This window comes from Verrucomicrobiota bacterium, assembly GCA_027622555.1.
Classification (GTDB): Bacteria; Verrucomicrobiota; Verrucomicrobiia; order Opitutales; family UBA2995; genus UBA2995.
The window spans coordinates 15,228-39,058 of sequence record JAQBYJ010000052.1; the positions used below are offsets into that span (position 1 = coordinate 15,228).

At 47.2% G+C, this 23,831-nt stretch carries 16 protein-coding genes and 2 pseudogenes; 10 read left to right on the plus strand and 8 right to left on the minus strand.

Translation table 11 applies throughout. From position 1 onward, the window contains the following. Positions 1-35: 35 nt before the first annotated feature. Together O3C43_14180 and O3C43_14185 are read right to left on the minus strand one after the other, a co-directional pair. Positions 36-6,263 carry an Ig-like domain-containing protein gene (locus tag O3C43_14180; protein MDA1067640.1) on the minus strand — a complete coding sequence of 2,076 codons (6,228 nt, stop codon included), beginning with the start codon at positions 6,261-6,263 and terminating at the stop codon, positions 36-38. 172 nt (positions 6,264-6,435) lie between these two features. Continuing rightward, complete coding sequence (locus tag O3C43_14185) at positions 6,436-7,413, minus strand: cell wall-binding protein (protein ID MDA1067641.1); 978 nt, start codon at positions 7,411-7,413, stop codon at positions 6,436-6,438. Positions 7,414-7,999: 586 nt separating this feature from the next. Between O3C43_14185 and O3C43_14190 the strand changes: the two genes are divergently transcribed. After that, on the plus strand, positions 8,000-8,224 hold the full coding sequence (locus O3C43_14190) for a sulfatase-like hydrolase/transferase (GenBank protein MDA1067642.1): 225 nt from the start codon (positions 8,000-8,002) through the stop codon (positions 8,222-8,224). 48 nt (positions 8,225-8,272) lie between these two features. Continuing rightward, positions 8,273-8,605 carry a hypothetical protein gene (locus tag O3C43_14195; GenBank protein ID MDA1067643.1) on the plus strand — a complete coding sequence of 111 codons (333 nt, stop codon included), beginning with the start codon at positions 8,273-8,275 and terminating at the stop codon, positions 8,603-8,605. Positions 8,606-8,755: 150 nt separating this feature from the next. Here the strand turns inward: O3C43_14195 and O3C43_14200 are convergent, their stop codons facing one another. From O3C43_14200 to O3C43_14220, 5 genes and pseudogenes are all read right to left on the minus strand, one after another. Further along, entirely contained in the window at positions 8,756-10,069 is a 1,314-nt protein-coding gene (locus tag O3C43_14200; GenBank protein MDA1067644.1) for a Gfo/Idh/MocA family oxidoreductase, read from the minus strand. 60 nt (positions 10,070-10,129) lie between these two features. After that, a complete protein-coding gene (locus O3C43_14205; GenBank protein ID MDA1067645.1) occupies positions 10,130-10,678 on the minus strand; it encodes a polysaccharide lyase beta-sandwich domain-containing protein in 549 nt (182 codons plus the stop codon). After that, the gene (locus tag O3C43_14210) at positions 10,675-12,921 is read right to left on the minus strand and encodes a hypothetical protein (GenBank protein ID MDA1067646.1); all 2,247 of its coding nucleotides are present in this window, start codon (positions 12,919-12,921) and stop codon (positions 10,675-10,677) included. Before O3C43_14210 ends, O3C43_14205 begins: the two co-directional genes overlap by 4 nt. A gap of 174 nt (positions 12,922-13,095) precedes the next feature. Next, positions 13,096-13,850 (minus strand): annotated as a pseudogene (locus tag O3C43_14215) (class I SAM-dependent methyltransferase). 60 nt (positions 13,851-13,910) lie between these two features. Next, positions 13,911-14,615: a BBE domain-containing protein gene (locus O3C43_14220; GenBank protein ID MDA1067647.1), complete on the minus strand. Its 705-nt coding sequence runs from the start codon at positions 14,613-14,615 to the stop codon at positions 13,911-13,913. 12 nt (positions 14,616-14,627) lie between these two features. Between O3C43_14220 and O3C43_14225 the strand changes: the two genes are divergently transcribed. Beyond that, positions 14,628-14,834, plus strand: a complete 207-nt coding sequence (locus O3C43_14225) for a hypothetical protein (protein MDA1067648.1) — start codon at positions 14,628-14,630, stop codon at positions 14,832-14,834. Between the two features lie 226 nt (positions 14,835-15,060). Here the strand turns inward: O3C43_14225 and O3C43_14230 are convergent, their stop codons facing one another. Further along, entirely contained in the window at positions 15,061-15,417 is a 357-nt protein-coding gene (locus O3C43_14230) for a hypothetical protein (GenBank protein ID MDA1067649.1), read from the minus strand. Positions 15,418-15,821: 404 nt separating this feature from the next. Here O3C43_14230 and O3C43_14235 point away from each other — a divergent pair, with 404 nt between their 5' ends. The 7 genes and pseudogenes from O3C43_14235 to O3C43_14265 all read left to right on the plus strand — a co-directional run bounded on the left by O3C43_14235 (position 15,822) and on the right by O3C43_14265 (position 23,524). Continuing rightward, on the plus strand, positions 15,822-18,593 hold the full coding sequence (locus tag O3C43_14235; GenBank protein MDA1067650.1) for a sulfatase: 2,772 nt from the start codon (positions 15,822-15,824) through the stop codon (positions 18,591-18,593). Next, positions 18,593-19,021, plus strand: coding sequence for a pyrimidine dimer DNA glycosylase/endonuclease V (locus O3C43_14240; protein ID MDA1067651.1), 429 nt, complete (start codon positions 18,593-18,595; stop codon positions 19,019-19,021). Before O3C43_14235 ends, O3C43_14240 begins: the two co-directional genes overlap by 1 nt. Before the next feature lie 19 nt (positions 19,022-19,040). Continuing rightward, positions 19,041-19,418 carry a VOC family protein gene (locus O3C43_14245; GenBank protein MDA1067652.1) on the plus strand — a complete coding sequence of 126 codons (378 nt, stop codon included), beginning with the start codon at positions 19,041-19,043 and terminating at the stop codon, positions 19,416-19,418. A gap of 217 nt (positions 19,419-19,635) precedes the next feature. After that, positions 19,636-19,881, plus strand: a pseudogene (locus tag O3C43_14250) (P1 family peptidase). Positions 19,882-20,075: 194 nt separating this feature from the next. After that, entirely contained in the window at positions 20,076-21,047 is a 972-nt protein-coding gene (locus tag O3C43_14255; protein MDA1067653.1) for an FAD-dependent oxidoreductase, read from the plus strand. Positions 21,048-21,230: 183 nt separating this feature from the next. Then, positions 21,231-21,920: a hypothetical protein gene (locus O3C43_14260; GenBank protein MDA1067654.1), complete on the plus strand. Its 690-nt coding sequence runs from the start codon at positions 21,231-21,233 to the stop codon at positions 21,918-21,920. Positions 21,921-22,000: 80 nt separating this feature from the next. Continuing rightward, complete coding sequence (locus O3C43_14265; protein MDA1067655.1) at positions 22,001-23,524, plus strand: sulfatase; 1,524 nt, start codon at positions 22,001-22,003, stop codon at positions 23,522-23,524. Positions 23,525-23,831: the final 307 nt, after the last annotated feature.

Sequence of the window (23,831 nt, forward strand, 5' to 3'; positions counted from 1 at the left end):
AAGCGATTTGAATACTACAATATAATCAGCGGAGACTAAGGTATTGAAACTACATTAATTTGAACGGCTGTCGCGGTATAGACGACCTCGAACTTCCGGTCCGCTGAGATTTCCAGACCTGTTACTGTACCGAACTCGCCGGTACGGGATGTTCCATCTAATATTGTGTAGCTGGCACCGATTGCAGGAACGAACCCTTCGGCGATACGAATCTCTAGGATACCACCGAGTACCGCACCACGAGACACGGTCACTTTGTCCGGTCCTGCTTCCTCTGGCAGGCCGAAAATGTCGATGGCAATGCTGCCGGAACCACTCTGCATATACTCGCCCTTTATGGTAACAGTTCCCGAATTGGCATTGTCACCAGGGCTTATTGCTCCTCCAGAATTTTCAACATCAGAAAAGGTAGAGAACTGATGAAACCCGAACTCACCAGTACCGGTGATGGACCCACCCTGAAGGCGAACACCGCCATTCAATGACCAAGCTTGGAGATTCGATTCTGAGAGCCGGATTTCGCCCGCCGTTTGTTGGAAATCACCCACAATCAGCAAGGTGCCTTCTTTAATTTCAATTAGACCAGAATTGAGAAAGTGTATGTTGAATTCGCCATTGAGCGCCCCTTCCTTGATAAAAGAACCATCATTGGTGAACAACCAGTCTTCACCCGTCGAATCTCCTTCAATTCCGAAGTCATCTGTTTGTCGCCAAACAGCGCCAGGCAACACATGGATGCGGGAGGTCGTTGAAGCCTTGGGTTCAATCGAAACGCCTGGAGATCCAATGGCTTCTCCAATAATCTCCAATGTCCGGTTTTCTAACCTCAGAGCCCGGTCGCTGAATTCCTGATTAAATTCCATCCTGAGCGTCCCTCGGATTCGAGTCGTGCCTCTTCCGGCCATTTTGCCTGTTGTCCACAGGAAATCGCTGGTTGATTCGAAGATCCCGGCGCCGACCAATTCCACCGATGGATGGATTATCTGAGCAGAGTTTGATTTCGCCAACGAATGGAAAGCAGCGGGTCCGCCTTCAAAAGATGTGGTACCGACGTCGTAATTTCCAAAAATTTCCACCCCCTTGGATTGTGCTATTTTCAGGACTACATCACCATCTCCCGCGATATCCGATCCTAAGGAAGATACAAAACCTTCTACTAGCTTAAGGGTTCCAGCTTCTTCCAACATCAGTGAGCCTCCCAGAATGCTGCCTGCGAAATCACTAAATAGTCCGGTACTAAAATGCAGCGTTGCTCCAGTTCGCACCACTATGGATCCCTCACCAAAGTATCCGCCGCCGAAGATTTCAAGTTCACCTAGCTTTACGTCGATCGTTCCGTTATTTTCGAAACTAAGATTCGCAATGCGCAGTCCGCTTTCGCTGTTCTTGATTAAAGCCCCATCATTAATGACACCTAAGGGATCGAAATTGCCGCTATCCCCTATCACCGTGTAACTTTCATTCAGAAGCTCCAATGTGGCCCCAGTCGAATTCATAAATAGTGACTGACTGTGCCCTAAGTAAATAGCCCCATTGGTCCACTGTGCCAATCCATTGTTAACCAACCAATGGTCATTAAGGAGGTGACTATTAAGTCCATCAATTAACATACCACCATTGGCCATGGTTGTACCACCACCGCCTAGCGCGCTTTGAGAGGTCCAGGTAAAATTACCATTGATGGTCGCTTCTTCTGCGACGTTCAGTGTCCCCACTGTAAGAGTAAAATCTTCTTCGGAAAGAAGGCTGGTAATTGAAAAAGTTCCCGAAGAAATTTGTGTCGGCGCGTCCTCATTCGGAATATCTATTATCAGATTGTCCTGACCTTTTATGCTTCCGTTGGACCAGTTTCCACCCACTGCCCAGGATCCTCCAGCACCATTTATCCACTCGTTCGGATCCCTGACTTCAAATTCCCATACTAAGGCTTCAGTTAAAGAATTGCCAAATACATCTGATACCTCGGTTGAGAGGCTCACACGGTAGAGACCGGCCTCAAGCGCACCGGAAGGGGATAATGTTGCTATTAAAGAATTCGCATCAAAATCAATCACACTATTGATCAACACATCATCAGGCGTATTTAGTGTTTCATCAGGTCCAGCTTCAAACAAGCGAAACGATTGCCCATTGATAGTTTCAGTGTTGGGCTGTTCATTGAACCTCACTGAAATTGTAGATAAGATTTCGGTTTGCAGCACAGATCCATTATCCGGTTCCATTTCAGAAAACTGAGGTGGCAGTGTATCGATAAGGTCTACTTCGATTAAGTCAGTCCAGGTAAATGAGCCTGCCATATCCGTTGCTTTAGCTTGTACTGTAAAATTGGTTTTACTCTGGGTTAATTGTGGTGTGATAAAATTAAAATTGTAAGGAAAGTTTGTATACGAAGCTGTGGCTGCACCATCTATGTATAGCTCAACGTCCCTCACCTGAACATCATCGGCAGCGTTAATCCCTATCCAGGTCTCACTATTACTTTGAGCTTCTGCAGGGTTTAAACTGAATCCGGCTTCCAAGGAGACTTCGGGTGCGACGCCTGCCAAATCAGGACTGATGAAATTGACAATTTGCAAGCCAGCTTGGGAATCAGCCACTAAAATAACTCCCCTGTGCTGCTGAATTGCGAGAGGTACTCCCGGTGTAACAATTTGAGTCACAAGACTATTCACATTTGTTGGATCGCTTACATTATAAACTCCAAGCGTGAGTCTCGGATTTCCTAGAGAAATTATATTTGAACTAAAAATGAGACCTGAACCAGATGCGACAATATCAACCATAGGCGGTTGGGGTTGTTGAGGTTCTCCCACCAGGATCGGTTGGGAGGGATTACTCACATCAAGTATGGAATAGCCCGTGTTATAACCAATGTAGGCATAATCTCCCCCCACAAATAGGGTTCGACCATTTACCCTTTGCGAAGATGGCGCTTCAACTGGGAAGGAAACAACCTCTGTTGGGTTGTTAAGCGAGTCTTCCAAAATTTCGAGTGAGATAGTAGAAAGCGCGTATACTATACCACGGGATAGAGCAATATCGCCCAATGGTAATTCTGTAGTCCACCTCCAGATTTCGGTGCCAAGCTCAAGGTCATATTTAATAAGGTGGTATTGGCTGTTTAGTAGACCCATACTGACGTAGCCGTAGTTTCCTTGTGTAACAGTGAATTTTACGTCACCAGGTACTTTCGTCACTTGAGAAATGATAGGCTCGCTTGGATTTGAAATATCAACAAAAGCCAACTGCTGATTCCCCAATCCAACGATCACATGGTTGCCAGAGATTGCCACGTGTTTCGCAGTTCCTGGAAGTGGAAATTCAGAAAGAACGATCGGGGAAAAGAAGTTGCTAACATCTATCAGTTTAATCCCGTTTTCGCCGTCTGCGACCACGGCTATGTTTCCTTCAACAACCACATCAGTAGTTTCATCAGTGGTACCAATCGACGCGATGATTCCGGTTGAAACAGGGATTCCATCCAAAGGGTCTGAGCCCATTTGTACTTCTATACCATCAGACACCCCATCAGCATCTGTGTCAGGATTATTGGCCAAAGTTCCTATCACTTGTTCAGCGATGTCACTTAGACCGTCATTATCCGAATCATTCGATGAGGAAGGAATAAGCGGAGCGGTAGGAATAATAGTAGTATTTCCCGTTGAATTTGAGAAAAAGGTCGCGGCCCCCACGTTTAATGTGACCGGATCCACATAAGCAATCATGTGGTATTCATTTGGGGCAAATATAACTCCTTCTATAGAACCATTAGAGCTGAGCCGACCTCGGCGATCAAAACCTGAATCAAAGCTGCGAATTAAGTAGTGATGTCCTCTAGCAGGAAACTCCTCGCTTCCAACCTCTGGAGCAAGCTCTAAGGAGAGCCTTGCCAAACCAAAAATCAAACCATCTTCCCTGCGTTCCCATCCTCTGTTAATTAAAAGCTGAGTAACATCATTAGCATACTCAGCCGCTGCCTTGATTGCAGCTTCATCATACTCTTCAGGAGGCAAAGCGTTATTTCTCATCAATTCCATCCGTTCTAATAGTGTCATCCACTCGGGATCACTGAATTGTGATACTCTTGGCAATTCTAACAGTCCGGTCCTTTCAGAGGTACTGATAATTATCCCTTCTTCGGAATCCGAGCTGGTTATTTCACCAAAGCGGTTAAAGAAGGCTCGCAATAATTCCAGCTCGAGCGGATCGGTTTGAGCTATTTTAGGAGTACCGAAAACGAGTGAAAAATAATCAGCTTCTGCTTTCCAGATCGCCTTCTGTTCCGCTATCCAATCGGGTAAAATTTGAGTTTCAAGTTCTTCTAACCCGAAAACAACCCCTGCTGATTGGAGAAATGCCATTTCGGTTGGGGAGAAAACCAGCATCTCTGGACAAGGATCGAAAAAGCCTTCGCAAGGGACTATCACAGGGAAGGTCGCAGCCGTGGGTGTCATACACTCGTCCATGCAACTCGTTTGATCTGATGTTAGGGAGTTGTCCCACCGGTCACTATCGACAACCTCTTCCAATGTCTCCCATTGATCCTTACAGGTTAGGGCATTCCCAGTGCATAACCCCAATTCCATAGGAGACCTTTCTGTCTTATCGTCTCCAAATATTTGGTCGAGTACGTTACCTGTACATTCGAGCAGGCAATGAGCTAAATTACGTTCGCTCACAATTTCAGTGCAAATGATCTCTTTAGTACAATCATCGGGGTCGTCATCTTCTCTATCGGGAAATGGATCTTCCGGCTCTGGATCTTTTTTCTTTCTTGGTCGAGGGCCTCCTCCTCCTGATCCGCTTCCAACTCCATGCCAACCCGGAGCGAGAATACCGGAGCCAGGATCGCTTACCGCATATAAGCCATCTGCTGAGATAGTCATCATGCCAACCGATTCCCAATAACCAGTATCGTGATTGAAACTCCAGAGAGCAGTCTTGGCTCCGGGCGATAAGGTCTCTCCCGTTACAGAATCAGGAAGATTTGGAAATCTGACTGGAACCGGGATATCGAAATTTTCCCGGTCGTTCGTTTGCACGGTTATAACCAGCGGAAAGTTTAGGCCATCTGGAAGTGGCTCAGGGAGTCGATCAGGTGCGACCGGGGCGATGCCCACCATGCCTCCACGAGTTCCGTCCTGATCGAAAAGTGCGCCGGCTGGAACAGTGATGGATACGCCATCTAATTCAGGGAAGTCTTGAATGATATCGTCTGTAAACGTGATCTCTGTATCCTCTGTTTCGGACACTGCGTGCAGGCTATTACCGTAGATAAGCGGTAGATAAATGTTACCCGTTCCTCCGGCCAGGTTGTCGTCACGCCCAGGAACAGAATTCCAAGACTTACCAACCGTGGCATAATAGGCACCATCAGGGTAATCGCTGCCCACCGCGGTACGTCCATAAATATGGACAAAGAATTCTCCAGCCGGAACCGGTTCAAGTTTGAAATAACCTTCGGAGTCCGTAGTGGTGTTGATGGTTTGCTCCAAGCCGTCGAGGAAAATGGTTACTCCTTCCAAAGGCGTGTCGACGGTTTCCCCATTTCCTGCACCCAGTTCTGAGGCGTAGACGTTACCTACAACCGCCGTTCCTTCCAGTGGCTGTAGGCCAAGGGTGTTGAATTGAAATTCAATTGAACCACCCGGTTGTCCATCACCATCTGCGTCGATAATGCGTCCCAAATCGTCTTTCAAGCCAGTGCCGTTAAACACCACATCCACGCGAGCATTGCCTGGTAGATTTTCAGCATAGAATAAAGTTACAGAACGACGGTCGGCCGACAGATGAATCCGGGCGGGTAAATCGTCTCCACCGGCACGAGCGAAGAAATGCGCCGATGTGACCACTGAGTCAGGATGAAGCGGACGCGAAAACCGCACGACCGTTTCCCGGGTCACGGCGACACTGGCATCTCTACTGGATGGAGAAGAACTGGTAATCCCCAGTAATTTGGGTTCTACTTCTCGAAGACGGAAAAATCGTGATTCACCGTAATAATCTAGTTCAATGCGATTCTGATTTCCTCCGGTTTGAATTTGCTGATTCACCTTGGACCAGCTTGCAGTTGTGAGTTCAGTCGAAGTGTCCAGCTCGTATTCCTCAGGGGATACCGGCCAGGTCAACTCGATGGATTCTTCCGTCAAGAGCTCGATCTTAATCTGCGTGTCTGCCTGTTGCCCGATGAGAAAAGAATCACTGAATGCAGCTAAAAGTATTAATAAAATAACCGAGCAACTAATTGTTAATTTATGTGACAAAATTCTGCAGTAATTGCATTTAAAAGAAAAAGACTTTGTTTCCATATTATGAAGCTAAACGAACAAATTCCTCATTGTTGAATTCTTTGGTTCTATAACAAAATAGACCTATTTTAGGTGATGGAAAACAAAGTTATAAAATGCATTTCTTTATCACCTCACATTTTTTAAACTAAGGCACTAACACCCGGTAAAAACGCCCGTCTATATTTGCAACAGAGTCTGAAAAAGAAATCTCTTCTTCAGATGCTTCTAGAGATAATGAGGTCAACCATTCATCTAGATTTGCAGAATGCTGAACTTCATACTGGGTTCCAATTTTGCTGTTAAACTCAAAACGAAAACTATTTTCCTCGAGCCGAATATTTTTCAAAACAATCTCAATCGGTGGCGGTGCGACCACATTGGACCGCAAAATAGTGCCTCCCGTACCTACAACCACAAAGCGTTCTCCATCGAAAGTGACACCAAAAAATTGATCATTCTTAATAGTGTTTGTCTGGCGAACCCAATTCGAACCATCTGCGGATGACCACAGTTCTGATCCGTTTGGCGAGCCGAATCCTGCTATATCTCCTACAGCGACAAACTGACCATTTCCCCAGGCTACTCCATATAGTGCTTTAAATCCTCCAGCGAGATTTTGTTCGGTCCAAGTAGTACCATTGGATGAAGTAAGAACAGTTCCATTTAAGCTGGATGCCACGAAAACTCCATTGCCGTAGGTGACGGATACCAGGGCATCGTTTGTTTGATCCGGAAGGAGAGTCCAGGTTATCGCATCTGGTGACGTCAGAATATCACCGCCATGACCTACGGCCACAAATAGGCTGTTTCCATAGGTCGCAGCGTTCAAGCGCGCGGAATTGAATCTTTCCCGCCTCGTGAATGTCTGTCCATCCGCAGAAGTCCATATAGCTCCAAACGTGCCCGTAACTACAAAGAGTCCATTACCGTAAAATACACCATAAATGGTTTCGCCGGTTCCTACCGCTGCCGCCTCCCAGGTGATTCCGTCGGTGGAGCTGAGGATTGGGGTGTCCTTCCCTACCGCTACAAACCTGCCATTTCCATAGGCGATTCCGGTATACTCGGCGAAATTTCCATGGGTGCGTGCTGTCCAAACGACACCATCCGGTGAAGTGGCCACAAGACCACCAAAACCAACTGCAACGAATTGATCTCCACCAAATGTAACAGCATTAATGTTGGTATCGAATTGGTTGGCCGCGACCTGCGTCCATTCGTCGACAGCTTGGATCCAAACCGGAAACAGGCTAGCGATTATGACTACAATTTAAAAAGTAGGTTTTAAACGAAGACAAGAAGTCTTAAAAAAGCTAAGAGCTGCATTCATGATGAGGATTTTTTTAAAAATAATACAAATGTAATGGAAGGGGGTCAATTCAAATTACTACAACAAAACCCTGAACCTTATGCGCATGTTTATACTATTCAATGAGATGTCATACCCCTATATTGTACTAAATATTATCACAAAATTCCGGCTTAAAAAGCCAGGGAATATTATTTATGCATTCGTTTTAGTATGGCATCATAAGATGAGTAAATGCAGTTTGGAAAACACAATCAGGAAATATAGAAAAAGCCTTTGGAGTGAAGAGATTGGGTAATCATCCTAGGAAAAGCTGATCGCCTTGTTGAGGAATGACAAAGATTTGACTCAACCGGGTAAGGCCAAGATTGGCGGGACAGAGAATTCGGACGTTCAGGGAATGAACATTGAAGTCCTGCCTTCCTATAAAGACTGTCATCCTAAAGAAGAGGCAGTTCAGTGGATAACAGAGAACAAGGAACAGCCCTTTTTTCTATACCTGGCTCATAATATGCCCCATGCGCCGATATTTGCATCCAATGAGTTTCAGGGGCGCAGCGAAGGTGGACGCTTGGGAGATGTGGCAGAAGAGATCGACTGGTCTGTCAGATTACAAACACGCTGAAAGAGCTCGGAATAGAAAAAGATACACTAGTGATATTTACCAGCGACAATGGACCCTGGACCATGTTTGAACAACACGGTGGAACAGCCGCTTTCAAAGGACCCGACCGGAGTTTTAATTAACAGTGAAGCTGGCCCAAGAGAAGAATGGTTCTATGGCATTGGCTCTATTGCGTATCGATCGGGTAATTACAAAATACATCTCAGTTCGAAAGATCGTTCCTCAAATCCAGACACGCGGGCACGCGAATCGATGAAGACTTATGATCCGCCACTCTTGTTCGATTTATCGAAAGACATCGGCGAGCAGCACAAAATAAATGCCGAACACCCGGAAGTGGTCGAACGTCTGCTGCAGGAGTTGAATGCGTACCGAAACTAATCCGATCCTGTTACCTGCATCACCAATGGACTAAAGCAAGCAAGTAACGTCCTGTTTTCTGTCTGAGCTTTATGAGTCCTAAATAGCGGAGGAGAAACATAATGCTTTTCTAAATAACCATGATTTTCCTGAAACGAACGTAATTGCCACTTAGGCCAATTTCCAGTCATCGTGTTGCTTAACGGTCAATTTGGAATTCGCCTCTTCATCGTTCTTAAAGCGTTCTTTCTTCGGATCCCATGTGACCTTGCGCTGAAGATCGGCAGCAATAACGCCCATATGTAAAGTTGTGCTCAGCCTATGTAGTGTTTCAGCGGGATAGGTAGGTTCTTTGCCCGTGCGAATACTTGCCAAAAAGTTGGGATGTTCACGGGCTGGAAGCGGATAATGTTTAGAATTTCCCGTAGCGTATTTCTTTCGTAAAACAGTGGGATCGCTGGCATCAAATTGTCCGCGCCAACCGGTAACTGAAACCCAACCTTTGGAACCGTAGAATCGTACATAAACATTTGCCCCAAGTCCTTCCTCTTTTGAAACATTGTGGAGTTGCATGGTTATACCGTTCGAATACCGGTAATGAAGATCGTAGTTGGCTGGAATGTTGGACTGAGCTTTCTCGGTAACTTCAACTGCGGTCCCTTTTACTTCAAGCGCGCATTGGTGTCGATCATCTGCAGCGAATTGAGCGGTATCCACCAGATGACATCCCCAATCGGTAATGATCCCTGTGGAGTAGTCCCGAATATAACGCCAATGCATGGGTTCGGTTCGGGTGGCTGTGTAAGGATGATAAGGAGCAGGCCCTAGCCACAATTTCCAATTGAGATCGTCTGGAACTGCCTGTTCCTCTTCCCAGGGATGAATTGCTCCTTCGGGGACTCCAACATCCATGTGGTGCAAATCACCAATAGCCCCATTGCGTACCCACTCAACCATACGGTGGTAATGAGTAAGTGACCGATCTTCCAAACCGGTTTGAAAAACCATGCCACTTTTCTTAACCGCATTTACGAGAATACGTCCCTCGCCAATCGTAAAGGTTGGTTTCTCGCAAAAAACATGTTTGCCGGCCTTTAATGCCATTAGCGACATAGTCGTATGCCAATGGTCAGGAGTGGAGATAACCACCGCATCGATACTTGGATCATCAATCACTTCGCGAAAATCCTGAACCGCACGACAATCAGTGTTGCCATATTCCTTATCGACGAGTTCCTTAGCTGCCTCCGCACGACCCATATAGACATCGCACACCACAACGCAGCGACAGTCATCCTCGGTGAGAAAGGATTTCAAATTGAGGTCTACTCCCTGCCAACCCACACCAATAAATCCAAGAGTGATTTTCTTGGAAGGGGCATCCTTTCCCAGCAGTCCGGAACGGAGAACCATTGGGGCGGCACCGGCGGCCAGCATGGTTTTTAAAAAGGAACGTCGATCGGGTGTATGAGAATCTGTTTTCATAGGTTGATAGCAAAGTTAACCGGGCTCTATGACCGGATCAAGCAGTTCATTGGCATATAATCAATTATTGGAATGCAGACGATAGGCAACCATCATTGGTTTTCCAGCATAGACCTCCTCAGTAGAGTGAGTAAATGTGAGATGTGAGAAGCCTTCATCGGAATCGTATCTGCAGTTGGGCCCGGATAGCTTTTGATTAACTGATACCAGGATAGTGGCATCCTCGGTCGAATGATTGGGATCGGTAACTGTTAACGTAAATCCTTCATCCGTTTCCCTGAGCATGACCAGAGCCGGTCGATTCACGGACAATTGTATGGGAGTATCGGAGGTGGATGGAATGGCAATTTCACCAACTTCGTAGAATGCCACTTGAGAGATGTTCAGGGCTCTTTGTTGAACCGCCATCAGCTTTTCATCGTTCCGCAAAATAGCGATGGATCGATTCTCACCCAAACCATCCACATACTGTTCCACCTCTTCAGGAGTAGTATTTGGGAGAACCATGTAACGATAGCTATCCCTTTGAGGAGTTGCTCCATGGTTTATAGCCAGCTGAAAAATCCTTTTACCCTTGGCTCTCGACTCGGCGGACAAACGAATATTCACCGAATCATTCCCGGGTAGAATGACATAACCCACACTATCGTGAAAAAGTAGATTGGTTTTTTTATACCATACAAATCCAGGGTCTCGCCGATTCCTTTTGACGAAATGGTCATCGAGTTGCCTCCATCAACTTGATACTGAATATCACCTTTCCAGGCTATCTGGTTGAGGGTGGTCCATATCTCCCGATTGTCACCCGGTCGCACGCGGCGAATGTTATTTCCCAAGGCAACAATTTCGTTTTCGAAAAAGAAGTAGCCTTTGTTGGCATTCACGGTGGAATAGTTCACCGAGTCATCGGAGTGATTTCGCTCATATTCGAAGGCCCCAAAGCCAAAGCGACCGTCGGAAACTACTCCGGCAAAGGTATTGGTTCCGCCCGCCCCACGAAAGGGAGAATCTGCGGCTAAAGGTAAAGCGTCGAGGCGTTGTTCCGCCGTGGTACCCGGGATGGCGTGCCAGTTGTATACATCGGAAAGCCCATTGTAATCGTCATCATTCATCCGCACAAAAAGAGCGCCATCACCCAGATAGTAATAGGACCTTCGATCAACTCCCCGCTCAAGACCTCGCGAACGCGTCGAAATCATCTTGGCCGATGCAAAAAAATCCGGCCGACGATGAACCAGGTAGTCGATATTCCAGAAGGGCTGGTTCAGCGTCAGCTCGTCAACAAAGTGATTGTTTTCGAGTATGGTTTTGAACTCCCTGAGTTCGTCTTCGCGGGAAATAACTGTATCGTTTGATTTGGCGGCCAGCAGTCCGGATGCTGCCAAAAGTAGGTTTCTTCCCCACTTGCTCCGGTCGGGAAGCAGGCCTCCTACCGACATGTCGAGGTAGCCATTAAAGGTCAGGGGGCGGTAGGCGTCCAGGATTCGGTCGGCGATGGTGTTATACATGGCATCGCTGGCCTTGTAGCGGGTGTTTCTCAGGAAGTGAGCCATGGGAATGCTGTTTTCCACCAACCACTCCCACCCATAGGCATCGGCTGTAAACTGGAGACCTACCCGTGGATGATGACATATGGTTCCGTCCGGGAAGAACCCGTTCCGATTGTCGTAGGTATCCATAAACACAAAGCCAGTTTCGATAAGTTTCATCACATCCCCAAGCGCTCCGTTTGGATAGTAGCCGGGAATACGGGGATCCACGGTATCGTACCACACGTCCTGATCGGTCAACGCCCGATTGTAGTCATGGGAAATAACCACCCTCGTGATCAGGGAGCGCATACGATGGTTTCGGTTGGCATTGCCAATAGCCGGACGCTCATACATCCGTTCGGCCCACATCACATCACAGACATCCAGAATGGCGTCGTAGACCTCGATAGCTTTTTGCCGGATTGAGTCCTCATCGCTCCTCATCTCCTCGCGGAGCAGGCGGAAGAACCGGATGCCAATGCCGGCGATGAAATCGGAGTTACGCCATACATGCGTTTCAGCCCAGTCGGTCCTGTATTTTGCATTCTGTTCGGCATTTCGAATAATTCCCTTATAAAGCTGATCCTTGAGGTTTTCGTTTTTAAAATTAGCTGAATCCTTCCGGAGATAGGCGGTGGCAAGCTTGAGTAAACGCTCGGCGGATGCGCAGGTATTTTCCCATCCGCGCTTTTCCATTCCCAGCGGTAAATCCCTGAAAGTGCCATCAGAGTTCATTTGATCCAGGATGGTTTTGATCTCATCATCTGTCTCCGAACTCGAGAGTCGTCGGTGTTGCGAAAACTCCCTTTCTTTCAGAGCAAGAAACGCGTCTGCAAGAGTCTGTTTAACCCGATGGATGCGATACTCCTGTTCATCGGAGGTGCCATCGGTAAACGTGGCCTTCACGCGCAGGGTGTAGTCAAGCTGTGTCAGTTTATCGGTAGCCACCTTGATGACTCCAAAGTGCTTTCCCCGAGAATTGACAAATGTCTCGATTGTGAATCGATCGCGTCCGGTTCCACCGACAATAACAAACTGGGCTTTTTCAAATGAGTTGTTCGCAAGATTTACCCGACCGACTACCTCCTCGCCAACTGCCGCACCTTCGAGGACTTCAAAAAAACTATCCGTAGCGCCAAGAAGGCTGTTCTTGGGCACAGCTGGATGAATTTTTCCAATCTGCTCCAGCTTGGGCAAACGCCCAGGATCCGAGTCGCTTTTTATGTTTAAACCGTACCCGCGATTGATGCTTTGCCCACCAACGTTCGAGATGGCTACCAAGGTGAAGGCCGTCGTAATACACAAGATGGTCCGAATCATATTAATGCTGCACATTCTTCTATGCAGCTTACCAATAGGCAACCAAGCTTAACAGAATTTTATTGAAGGTTACTTCTTAAATATAAACCACTAGAAACTAGATTTTCTGAATACAAACACAACTGGTCCTAGTCGACACATCCGCCTTGGGCCAACAAGCGGAATATTGTCGGTTCACGGGCGGGCTTCGAGTATGAGGTTAAAGGGGTATCAGCCGCTTTGCGAAAACGGGTGAAACCTCCTTCGGTGACCACTTCGCGCAGGCGTTTTTCTCCGGCCTGAGCACCAAGACCCAATCCTACCTCCTGGCTAATGCAGCTCGGTGTGCAGACCATAGTGGAAAAAGAATAAAACGCACGACCGACGGGATTCAGGTTTTCCTGCAAGGTGTCGTGGGCAAAGGGCTCAACAATCATACAAGTTCCGTCAGGAGCTAATGCCTTGACGCAATGCGAGGCAGCCCCAACCGGATCTCCCATATCGTGCAAGCAATCAAAAAAAGTAATAAGATCATAATTTTCTCCAGGGAAATGTTTGGCGGTGGCCACCTGGAACGAAACATTTCTCAGACCGGCTTCCTCGGCATGTTGCCTGGCGTGGTCAATAGAAGGTTCGTGAAAATCAAATCCAACGAATTCAGAATTTGGGTACGCTTCAGCGAGAACCTTAGTGGAGGCACCATGCCCACAACCAATGTCAGCTACCTTTGCACCCGCTTTCAGTTTTACCTCGACTCCATCAAGTGCGGGTATCCAGGAAGAAATAAGGTTGGCTTTATAGGAAGGCCGGAAAAACTTTTCTCCACCATTTTTTGCAAGTGATTTGTAGAGGCCAAGCCGGTCGCCTAGCAGTACCAGAGGGGCCACCGCAGCGGCTCCCATTTCCGTAACCATTTTGCCGAGTAAGGTCTGTAGTTTTTCTTCGTTGATTTCCATAATATGTTTGGGGTTCTATTTAGTGGGTGAGGAAATTACTTAATGACTAAGGGGTTATTCCGGTTTGATGTTCTGGTTAACTCGGAAAAAGTTTTGAGAATCGTACTTTGCCTTGATGGCTCCCAAACGGGAGTGATTAGCTCCATAAGTTGCCTGAATGCGCTCATCCCCTTCTTCCATGAGAAAGTTTATGTAGGTTCCTTCACAGGAATAGGGATGAGTAGCTTCCCAATAATTTTTTGCCCAAGCCTTGACGGACTCTGCCTTAGCCGGATCGGAATCGACTCCGCCAATGACCATTGACCAAGTGGCATCACGACGGCTCCAGGCCGTACCTTCAGATGCCACGCGATGAACAGCTGCATTTATGGGATATAAATGCATGACGCATAATTCACTGGGTGATCTGGCAGCTTGCTCAATGTGGGCTTCAATCGCCTCGTCAGAAAGCTCCCGAACAAAGTCGCCTTTCAAATACCACTGGAGACCTTTGATATAAATGGGATCAAACATGCTCTGCAGAACTGGCAGGGGTATTGTATCGATCACTTCAAAGAGCGGTTCAGGTAACTCGGTAACCATGGGAGCAATTGCTTTTGGTCCATCCTCTACCGGGCCGCTGTAGCAGGGTATTAACGCACAAACCTGGCGCCCCCAAAGCTCCTCCGGAAATGGTTCAGCAGATACAATCGACTTGAACCCAAAAAACACGTTTAGCTCCTCAGGTGCATCTTGAATAAAGTCGCGATACCACTGCATGATTTCCCGAGCGTGCTCGACCTCATACATTTTAAAACCGCCGTAGATATTTTTAACGGGATGCCCTCAGCTGATATGATGGCTAGAATGGACACGGACAAAGATGGAAAACTCAGCGAAAAAGAATTTGCCGCAGCTAACCAAAGACCAGCCGAAGGAAGAGGTCCCGGACAAGGGAAAGGTGGTGGCGAAGGTCAACGCGCTAGACCGCCTGAATAATTTTGTGGAGAGAAAGAGAGAATAATACCATGCACGCATTTTAGTTGATGGTGCATAGCAAAAGATTCGAGCGGTCTAGGGGTAGACTAGCTCGAATCTTTTTTTTATAATCCAGAACCATCAATTCAGTTGAATCCGCGATCACAAATGATTCCACGTATTAATGAAAACAGATGCATTGACTGACCATCTATTAATTGGGGAAAACGAGAGACGGTACCCGATGCTAATAGCACTCAGCCAAGATGTACTTTTGCCGGAGAGCCATGATTTCATAGCCTACCATATCAAAATAATCTTCTCCTAATTCTTTAACTAGAAGATTGGATTCAACAGTCAGGGCTGGCATGACAGACAGGTACTTTCGAGCTGTACGATCTTCTGTGAGTTTGAGTAATTCATCGAATTCGTCAGGAGTGAACTTATCGGACAAAAGATCAACCATGCGGTCTACGTATCTGGGATTCTTCGTAATTCTAGCTGCATGCTTCTTCAAGATGGCCTGAACTTTGTCATTAAATTCGTCCTCAGGCATAGAATAGGTTTCGGGACTCGGCATGGCCTTCCAAAGCTCAGCTGTCATTGCCGTTTGTTAGGATACGAGATCGACGGCGTTCAACAGTTCAATGACCTTTGCTCTAGGCAATTTTCCAAGCAAACTTTGAGAGGAAAACAACACAATCCAGAAGGCTATAAATAAGAGAGTCGATTTCATTGTCTAATCAGATTTATCTAACTTACTTAGAATTTGGCCCAACCATCGAGAAAAATAGATCCTCAGCTCATCTGGAAATGCCTGCGTTGCAAGTTTACCTTTACCATTGGAATCAATATTTATTTGATCTCTACTCCTAGTGCAGAGATCCCAAAACTAATTAATGTCCAAAAGACAAATACCATTAGATGCTACTAACCTCATTCGCTTTTGAAAATTAATGGCGTTTTCAAAATTGCGGCCCTGCGAGACGCCAACGATACACACTGAATATGAATTTTAGACGATATCTTTTTCTTTGGGTAACTATAAGCTGTAGCGGGTTTCTGACTACCCTTCTTTCGGGAGCGCAACCCAACATCATCCTGGTGCTGACCGATGACCTCGGTTACGGGGACCTGAGTTGTTACGCTTCGCAATTTATTGAAACGCCGCACATCGACAAAATGGCGGCACAGGGCGTCCGATCTGATCAGTACAGAGTGGCAGCGAATATTTGCACACCTTCCCGTATCGCACTCCTTACCGGTTCTTATCCTCAACGGGCAGGTCTCTCAACCGGAATCAGCCCAACCAGACCGGAACACCAACATCTGGGATTGCACCCCAACGAAATTACCATCCCCGAGTTGCTCAAAAACCGTGGCTACGCAACCGGCATGGTGGGAAAATGGCACCTTGGTTTCGACGAAGTGTTCCATCCGCTCAATCACGGATTCGATAGTTATTATGGCATGCCTTCAAACTTCGCCCATGATCCGCGATCCTTTAAAGACAAAGAGGAGATAGCAAAGACCACCGACCTTTCGATGCTGGTAACGGACTACACACGCAAAGCAGTCGCATTTATAAAGAACAACCAACACCAGCCTTTCTTTTTATACCTCGCCCACAATTATCCTCACGTACCGCTAAAACCAAATCCGGCCTATGTAGGTAAATCGAAGGCAGGTGACTATGGCGATATCATCCAGGAACTGGATGACAGCATGGGTACTTTGATGGATACGCTGGCGGAACTAAAGATCACAGAGAATACGCTTATCATTTTCACCAGCGACAACGGACCTCTGCCCAAGTATGCCAAGGAGATCGGGTCCGCAGGCTCCTTTCGCGGAAGCAAATATGTCACTTTCGAAGGAGGACACCGGGTCCCGGCAATTTTTCATTGGCCCGCCCATGTACCAAGCGGACGACTGCTGAGTGTTCCCATAAGCTCGATGGATATCCTTCCAACGATCGCAGGCATCGTGGGTACACAACTGTCCGACGACCGCAAACTGGATGGCAAAAATATCTGGCCCCTATTGGTGGGTGAAACCACAGAACCTCCGAGAGAGATGGATTATTATTACAACGACAGAAACCTGCAAGCCGTTCGCAAGGGTGATTGGAAAATGCATCTGCCACGAACTTTGGATGATTTACCCTTCTGGCACGCGAATGGAGAAAAGGAATTCAAAGAACTCTCAGAACCCTTTCTAGTGAACCTGAAAACCGATGTCGGCGAATCCACCAATGTTGCTTCCGAAAACCCACAAGTGGTAAGCCAAATCCTTTCCGAAGCAACTGCAGCCCGACGGGAATTGGGAAGTTCGAAAACAACCGGAAATGCGCAACGGGAAACAGCCGACTCAAGGGACCTCGCAATTGAAACTCGCACTTCATCAAAGCCGCCTAACATCATCCTCATTTTTGCCGACGACCAAGGCTACCAGGATATTGGCCGCTTTGGTTCTCCCAACATAAAAACCCCCAACCTTGATCGTATGGCCGATGAGGGAATGCGGTTTACAGATTTTTATGCGCAGACCGTTTGCGGACCCTCCCGAGCGGCGTTGATGACGGGGAGTTATCCGCTTCGCGTAGCCACCAAAGGAAACCGGGTCGATGTTCATCCATACTTGCACACCGAAGAGATCACCATTGCGGAGGTTTTAAAAGAAGTGGGTTACACCACCGCCGCCTTTGGAAAATGGGATCTGGCGGGTCATACTCAAGACCCCAATCGCTACGCCCCAGAACTCCTTCCCCTCCATCAAGGTTTCGACTATTTCTTCGGCACCTCGACGAGCAATGACAGTAAGGTGCACCTAATACGTAATGATACCGTGATTGAGCAAGATACAGACATGAGTCAGCTAACCCGCCGCTATACCGATGAAGCAATTGGCTTTATCAAGCGGAGTAAGAACCGTCCTTTCTTTGTCTATCTCCCGCACACCATGCCCCATATTCGACTAGAAAGATCCGAGCCGTTTAAAGACAAATCAAGAGGAGGGATCTACGGTGATGTTATCGAGGAAATCGACTGGAACGTTGGCCGTATTTTCGAGACCTTAAAAGAAGAAGGTCTCAATGAGTCCACTTATGTTTTCTACATGAGCGATAATGGGCCGTGGTATTTGGGTCGCAGTAAAGGTCATCTCGATCGAATCGGACCGGACGCTGAGGCTCATGGTGGGTCCGCCCTCCCACTCCGTGGTGCCAAGACCTCCACCTGGGAAGGTGGGCTTCGAGTACCGTGCATCATGTGGGCACCTGGCAAGATTCCAGCCGAATCCGTAAGTGAGGAACTCGCTTCGACCATGGACATGCTTCCCACCATCGCGAAGCTGGCAGGTGGACAGGTTCCGCAAGACCGAGTCATCGATGGTCATGACATCAGCGACCTCATCCATGGAGTGCAAGGCGCCACCAGTCCGCGGGAAGCATTCTATTATTACGTTCGCACTCAACTTCGAGCTGTTCGTTCCGGTCCTTGGAAACTGCATCTACCGTTAAAGTCCGATCAGTTCTGGGCACGCTACAGCAAACCGGAAGACGTGATCGATATCTCAAAGCCGCTGCTGTATAATTTAGAATCTGACATAAGCGAAACAATCGACGTCTCGGTTCAACATCCGACTGTAGTCAAAGATCTACTACAACTCGCTGAACAGGCCCGCAACGACATCGGTGACATCGACCGTATTGGTATCAACGCTCGCTTCTTCGACGACGAGCCGAGAAGGCCGGATATCGCTACTAGAACAAAAGAGTAATGCGACTCTGGTCACTGCATCCGAAATACTTAGATTCAAAAGGCATAGTTGCTTTATGGAGGGAAGCATTGCTGGCTCAAAAAGTATTGGACGGCAAAACGAAGGGCTACCGAAACCATCCGCAATTGGATCGTTTTAAGGATTTGAAGAACCCGGTGAGTGGTTTGGCGACCTATCTCTTAGCGGTATCAAACGAAGCAAGCGTTCGTGGGTACCATTTTGATTCTTCCAAGATACTAAAAGGCCGTGTGCGGAATCCGATACCTGTTCACGATGGACAATTGAAGTATGAGTGGAATCACCTGAAAAAGAAATTGTGGATACGGGATCGCAGCCGATATTTAGAGTTTAAGTCTGTCGATTTACCAGACGCACATTCTATCTTTAAGATGGTTCCTGGTGACATTGAACCGTGGGAGGTAGTATAAATAAAAAATGATTATTCCTATGCTCGTATGTCGTGACGCTTCGGCTGAAATCGATTTCTGTCAGCAAGCGTTTGATGCAGAAGAACTGTCACGCCGCGTGGCGAAAGATGGAAGTGTGATACATGCGACGATGAAGATCGGTGACGCTATGTTTATGGTTCATGGAGAAGCTTCGCATCTAGCAAGCAATCCGCCACAACAAGATGGTAGCTCGGCAGTGGTTATCTACCTATACAGCAATGAGGTTGATCCTATAATCGAGCAAGCGGTAGCAGCCGGAGCACGAGTTCTACTTCCTGCTGAAAATCAATTGTGGGGTGACAGGGTTGGAAGGATTTTGGATCCAGCTGGTCATGTGTGGAATATTGCTGCTCGGACGCTTGAAAAAGAAATCTAACCGAGTACTAAAGCCATACGATAATGAGGAAAATACGTTTCCGAGCCTCCATTTCTAGCTTCGACATCCCTCTAATCCTTCTGAAAGCTCATGGTCCCGCCATCACAACACCATTAAGAAACTATATTATTATCACTCTCGATCAGTGACTTATTATCCTAAAGCCTCCCTCCTAATCTTCATTGGGGCTTTCGCCCTAAACGGACTCTCCCAAGAAATTTCAGCCAACCGGGCCAGAGCTCGGGAAATAGGTGTTCAAGTCGTTAAGAAGCCGACCGGAAAATGGAACGCGATCACCGATGTACCGGGAGTTGAGGTCGGCCATACGACCATCCATCGGGGCAAGGAGATTCACACGGGAGTTACTGTGGTCTTGCCGCATGACGGCAACATTTTTCAGCAGAAGGTGCCCGCGGCGATCGTGGTCGGAGAAACCAATGACGGTTACCTGAACGATATCCGCGATTTCCGTACTAGAGAAGAACAGGTGGTCGCTACAATTTGCTATTTATGGCTACAACCGTTCATGGTATGAATGGAATGGCCCCTGCAATCAACCTGGATGCCGTTCAGGCGTCGCTTCGAAAACACAATCTTCTGTTGAGTCCCGTGCGATAATTCAGAAGCTTCCAATACAAACCATTTTTTCAGATTCAAATGACTTCGTCGGTTAAAAAAATTGCCATTGTTGGCCAAGGAGTTATGGGATTGACCTCCGCCCAACGACTACTGAGGCAAGGCTTTGCGGTTGATATTTTTTCAAAGGAGGAATTTCAGGAAACAACCTCCATGGCGGCTGGAGCTTTCTGGTGGCCACACAAAGCTTACCCGGAAGAGCGTATATCTAAATGGGCAAAAATAAGCTTCGACGAGTACACGCGAACGAAGACAGATGCCAGCTCCGGAGTTCACTTTGAAAGACATTATAGGTTCTGTATAGATCTGGACGATTGCGCCTATGCGAGGCACCTGGTTGATGATTGCGAAGAGATTGAAGGTTCGAAGTACGGCTTCCCCTGTCATGAAGCCTATTTGATGAATTTGCCTGTAATTGATGTACCGAAATTGATGCCCTACTTGAGGGATCAAATCAATTCGCTTGGTGCCAGGGTCTATATTAAAGAAATCGAATCGCCAGCTGAACTCTTTCCAAACTATGATCTCGTTGTTAACTGCACCGGCGTTTGGGCACATCACTTCGTAAAAGACCCAGAAGTGTTTCCGATTCGTGGCCAAGTGGTCCGTGTGAGTCGACCTGACGGATTAAAAGCATCTACACGTTTGTTCCAAAAGAACGACAGATACATTCTCATTCTTCCGCGAACAGATGACGTGGTGCTTGGAGGGACCGCTCAAGAAGGTAACTGGGACAGAAAGCCATCGGACAAGGATACCGAATTCATTCTCAAACAATGCATCGATTTGGTTCCGGAGTTAGCTGATAGTCGGATTCTCGGAACAACCGTAGGACTGCGACCCGGAAGACCCGAAGTGCGTCTGGAACTCGAATTGTCAGGTCCAAATCAGCCGATCATTCACAACTACGGCCACGGGGGTAGTGGATACACTGTAGCGTGGGGATGCGCTGATGAAGTTACCGAGTTAGCGGTCAGATACTTTTCCAACTAATTTCAAAACCTTGGCACGGTATAGATAAATTAAAAAGACAGTTATCTATCAAGTAACAGAATCACCGAAATAAATTTCTAAATCCAATAAACGGTGGATTTCGTTATTGAGGTTTACAACTCGGACTTACACCCCAAAACTAGGAAAGTGACATTCACAGGAACCTAAATTAAAGGAAAAACGATGGCGCTTAAACTTATTGGAGCAGGACTTGGTCGCACAGGAACCGGGTCGCTGAAATTAGCCCTGGAACAACTTGGCCTTGGCCGGTGCTACCACATGACCGAGATTATGCATAATCCGGAATACATACCGAATTGGATTGATGCAGCTGATGGCAATCCTGACTGGGAAACGATTTACAAAGACTACGGAGCAACCGTCGATTATCCAGGATGCACCTTTTACAAGGAACTTGCCGATCATTACCCCGACGCGAAAGTTCTCCTCACAGTGCGAGACGCAAATAAGTGGTTTGAGTCCACCAACGAAACAATTTTATCGCCCAAGGTTTCAGATTTTATCCGCAACAGTCCGTGGGGACATATGATTCAAAAGACAATTTGGAATACCTTGGACAATCGCATGCAGGACAGAGATTTCATGGTCTCTTACTACAAGAATAGGAATCAGGAAGTCATCGATTCGTTTCCACCCGAGCGCCTTCTGGTTTACGAAGTCAAAGAAGGTTGGGCTCCATTGTGCGAGTTTCTTGAAGTCCCTATACCAGACACAGATTTTCCGAGAATAAACAGTCGGGAGGAAACGAAGGAACTGTTTGCTCAATTAATAGCTGCTCAAGAATTAAGCGAAGAAGGCATGGCTAAAGTAGCCGAAATGCTCCACGGCGACAGTTTAAAAGGGGAACCGTAAGGATGCCATAAACCTTTCGTTACTGAATAGTTTCGGCAGACGCTCATAAAGGGAATTAAAAAGTTTATGCACTAACCCAAATGCAATTCGCTTCACTTCGAATTTTCCAGCTAGTCCTATTTATTATAGGACACCTATTACCTGCGTCAGGGGTCGAAGAAGTACGTCCCAATGTTCTCTTCATTGCCATTGATGACCTGAACGATTGGGTCGGTTTTATGGGCGGATATCCTGGGACGGTACATACACCGCACATGGATCGATTGGCCGCGAGAGGTACCGCATTCCTAAATGCACACACAGCCTCCCCGGTTTGCTGTCCGAGTCGAGCTGCTGCAATGAGTGGTCAACTGCCATCCACTTCGGGCATCTATCACAACAAACACTGGTGGAAACCGAACCGGCCCGATCTGGTTACGATACCTGGACACTTCAAATCTCAGGGATACACCACCGCCGGAGCTGGAAAAATATTTCATCATACGTCCGGCAACAACCCGCCTCAAAACTGGGATGACTTCCAACCCCTGGCCTTTCTCGACAACGCCTTTGCCTACGAGAATCTGGAACAATATGGTTTGACCGAGAAAACAGAGCTACCCTCCGGTTTCCCGTTTTCCGGCGTTTCCCTCTACTCCAAAGAAGTTGATTGGGGAAGTTTTTCCAAACCGGAAAGCGAATTTGATGATGCGCGCGCGGCACAATACTGCGTGGATTTTCTAAGTAAAAAACAGGACAAACCCTTTTTCCTGGCCTGTGGCATTTTCCGTCCACACATGCCCTGGTATTTTCCTAAAAAGTATCTGGAACTATATCCGCTGGACGAGGTGTTCGTACCCGAAGATTTACCAGAGGATTTGGATGACGTCCCAGAAGCTGGTAAGAAACTGGGGCTTCGCAAGTATATGGATATGAAGAAAACCAGAGACGCCGGAAATTGGCCCACCGCCATCCAGCATTACCTGGCCAGCATCAGTTTTGCTGACGCACAAATCGGGAAATTACTCGATGCCCTGGACGCCAGTCCCTATGCAAAGAATACTGTTGTGGTGCTATGGTCAGATCATGGTTGGCACCTTGGCGAAAAACAACATTGGCATAAACGCACCCTCTGGGAAGAAGGCACTCGTATTCCGATGATTGTCGTTTCGCCAAAATTAGGTAAACCCGGGCAAACCTCAATTCAGCCTGCCAGCACTCTGGACCTCTTCCCCACCCTCATTGAACTTTGCGAGCTTGAAGAAATCCCCAAGCAGAAACTCGACGGCATCAGCCTGGTTCCGTGGCTGAAGTCACCGAATCAAACCCGAAGCCAAGCCGCCATCACCATCGACGAAAACCAGCACATGTCCGCGCGAAGCGAACGGCACCGCTATATCCGTTACAACGATGGCACGGAGGAATTTTATGACCATCAATCGGATCCCAATGAATGGACCAACCAAATTAATAATAAACGCTACGCCACCGCTATCAAACAACTGCGCGCCCAGCTCCCAACCTCAGTAGCCCCACCCGCCCGTCTCTGGAACGAATTCGATTTCAATCCAGATACCTACTCCTGGGTGGATAAAGAATCTGGCCAAATAATTTCCGGTCGCTAACTTTCAATAACACACCGAATATGAATATTATTTTTTGTAGGAGTGCAATCGGGGCGTAAAGCCCCTCCTACAGTTAATATCACCCTAAAGCAATTCCTCCCTGTAATTAAACAAAACATACTTTATCTTCTTCGATGGTCTCACGATCATTGCTACCATTCATTTATTGTAACTACTCAGGTGGATTAGAAGGTAAAACTAGAGAGTAAAAATTCAAAATAAAAAATATTAAAAAAGGCTGTACTTTCAAGTTCTTACCTGTCATGCACTTATGAATGCTAGACCGGGAGTCCAAAAAACAGGCGCT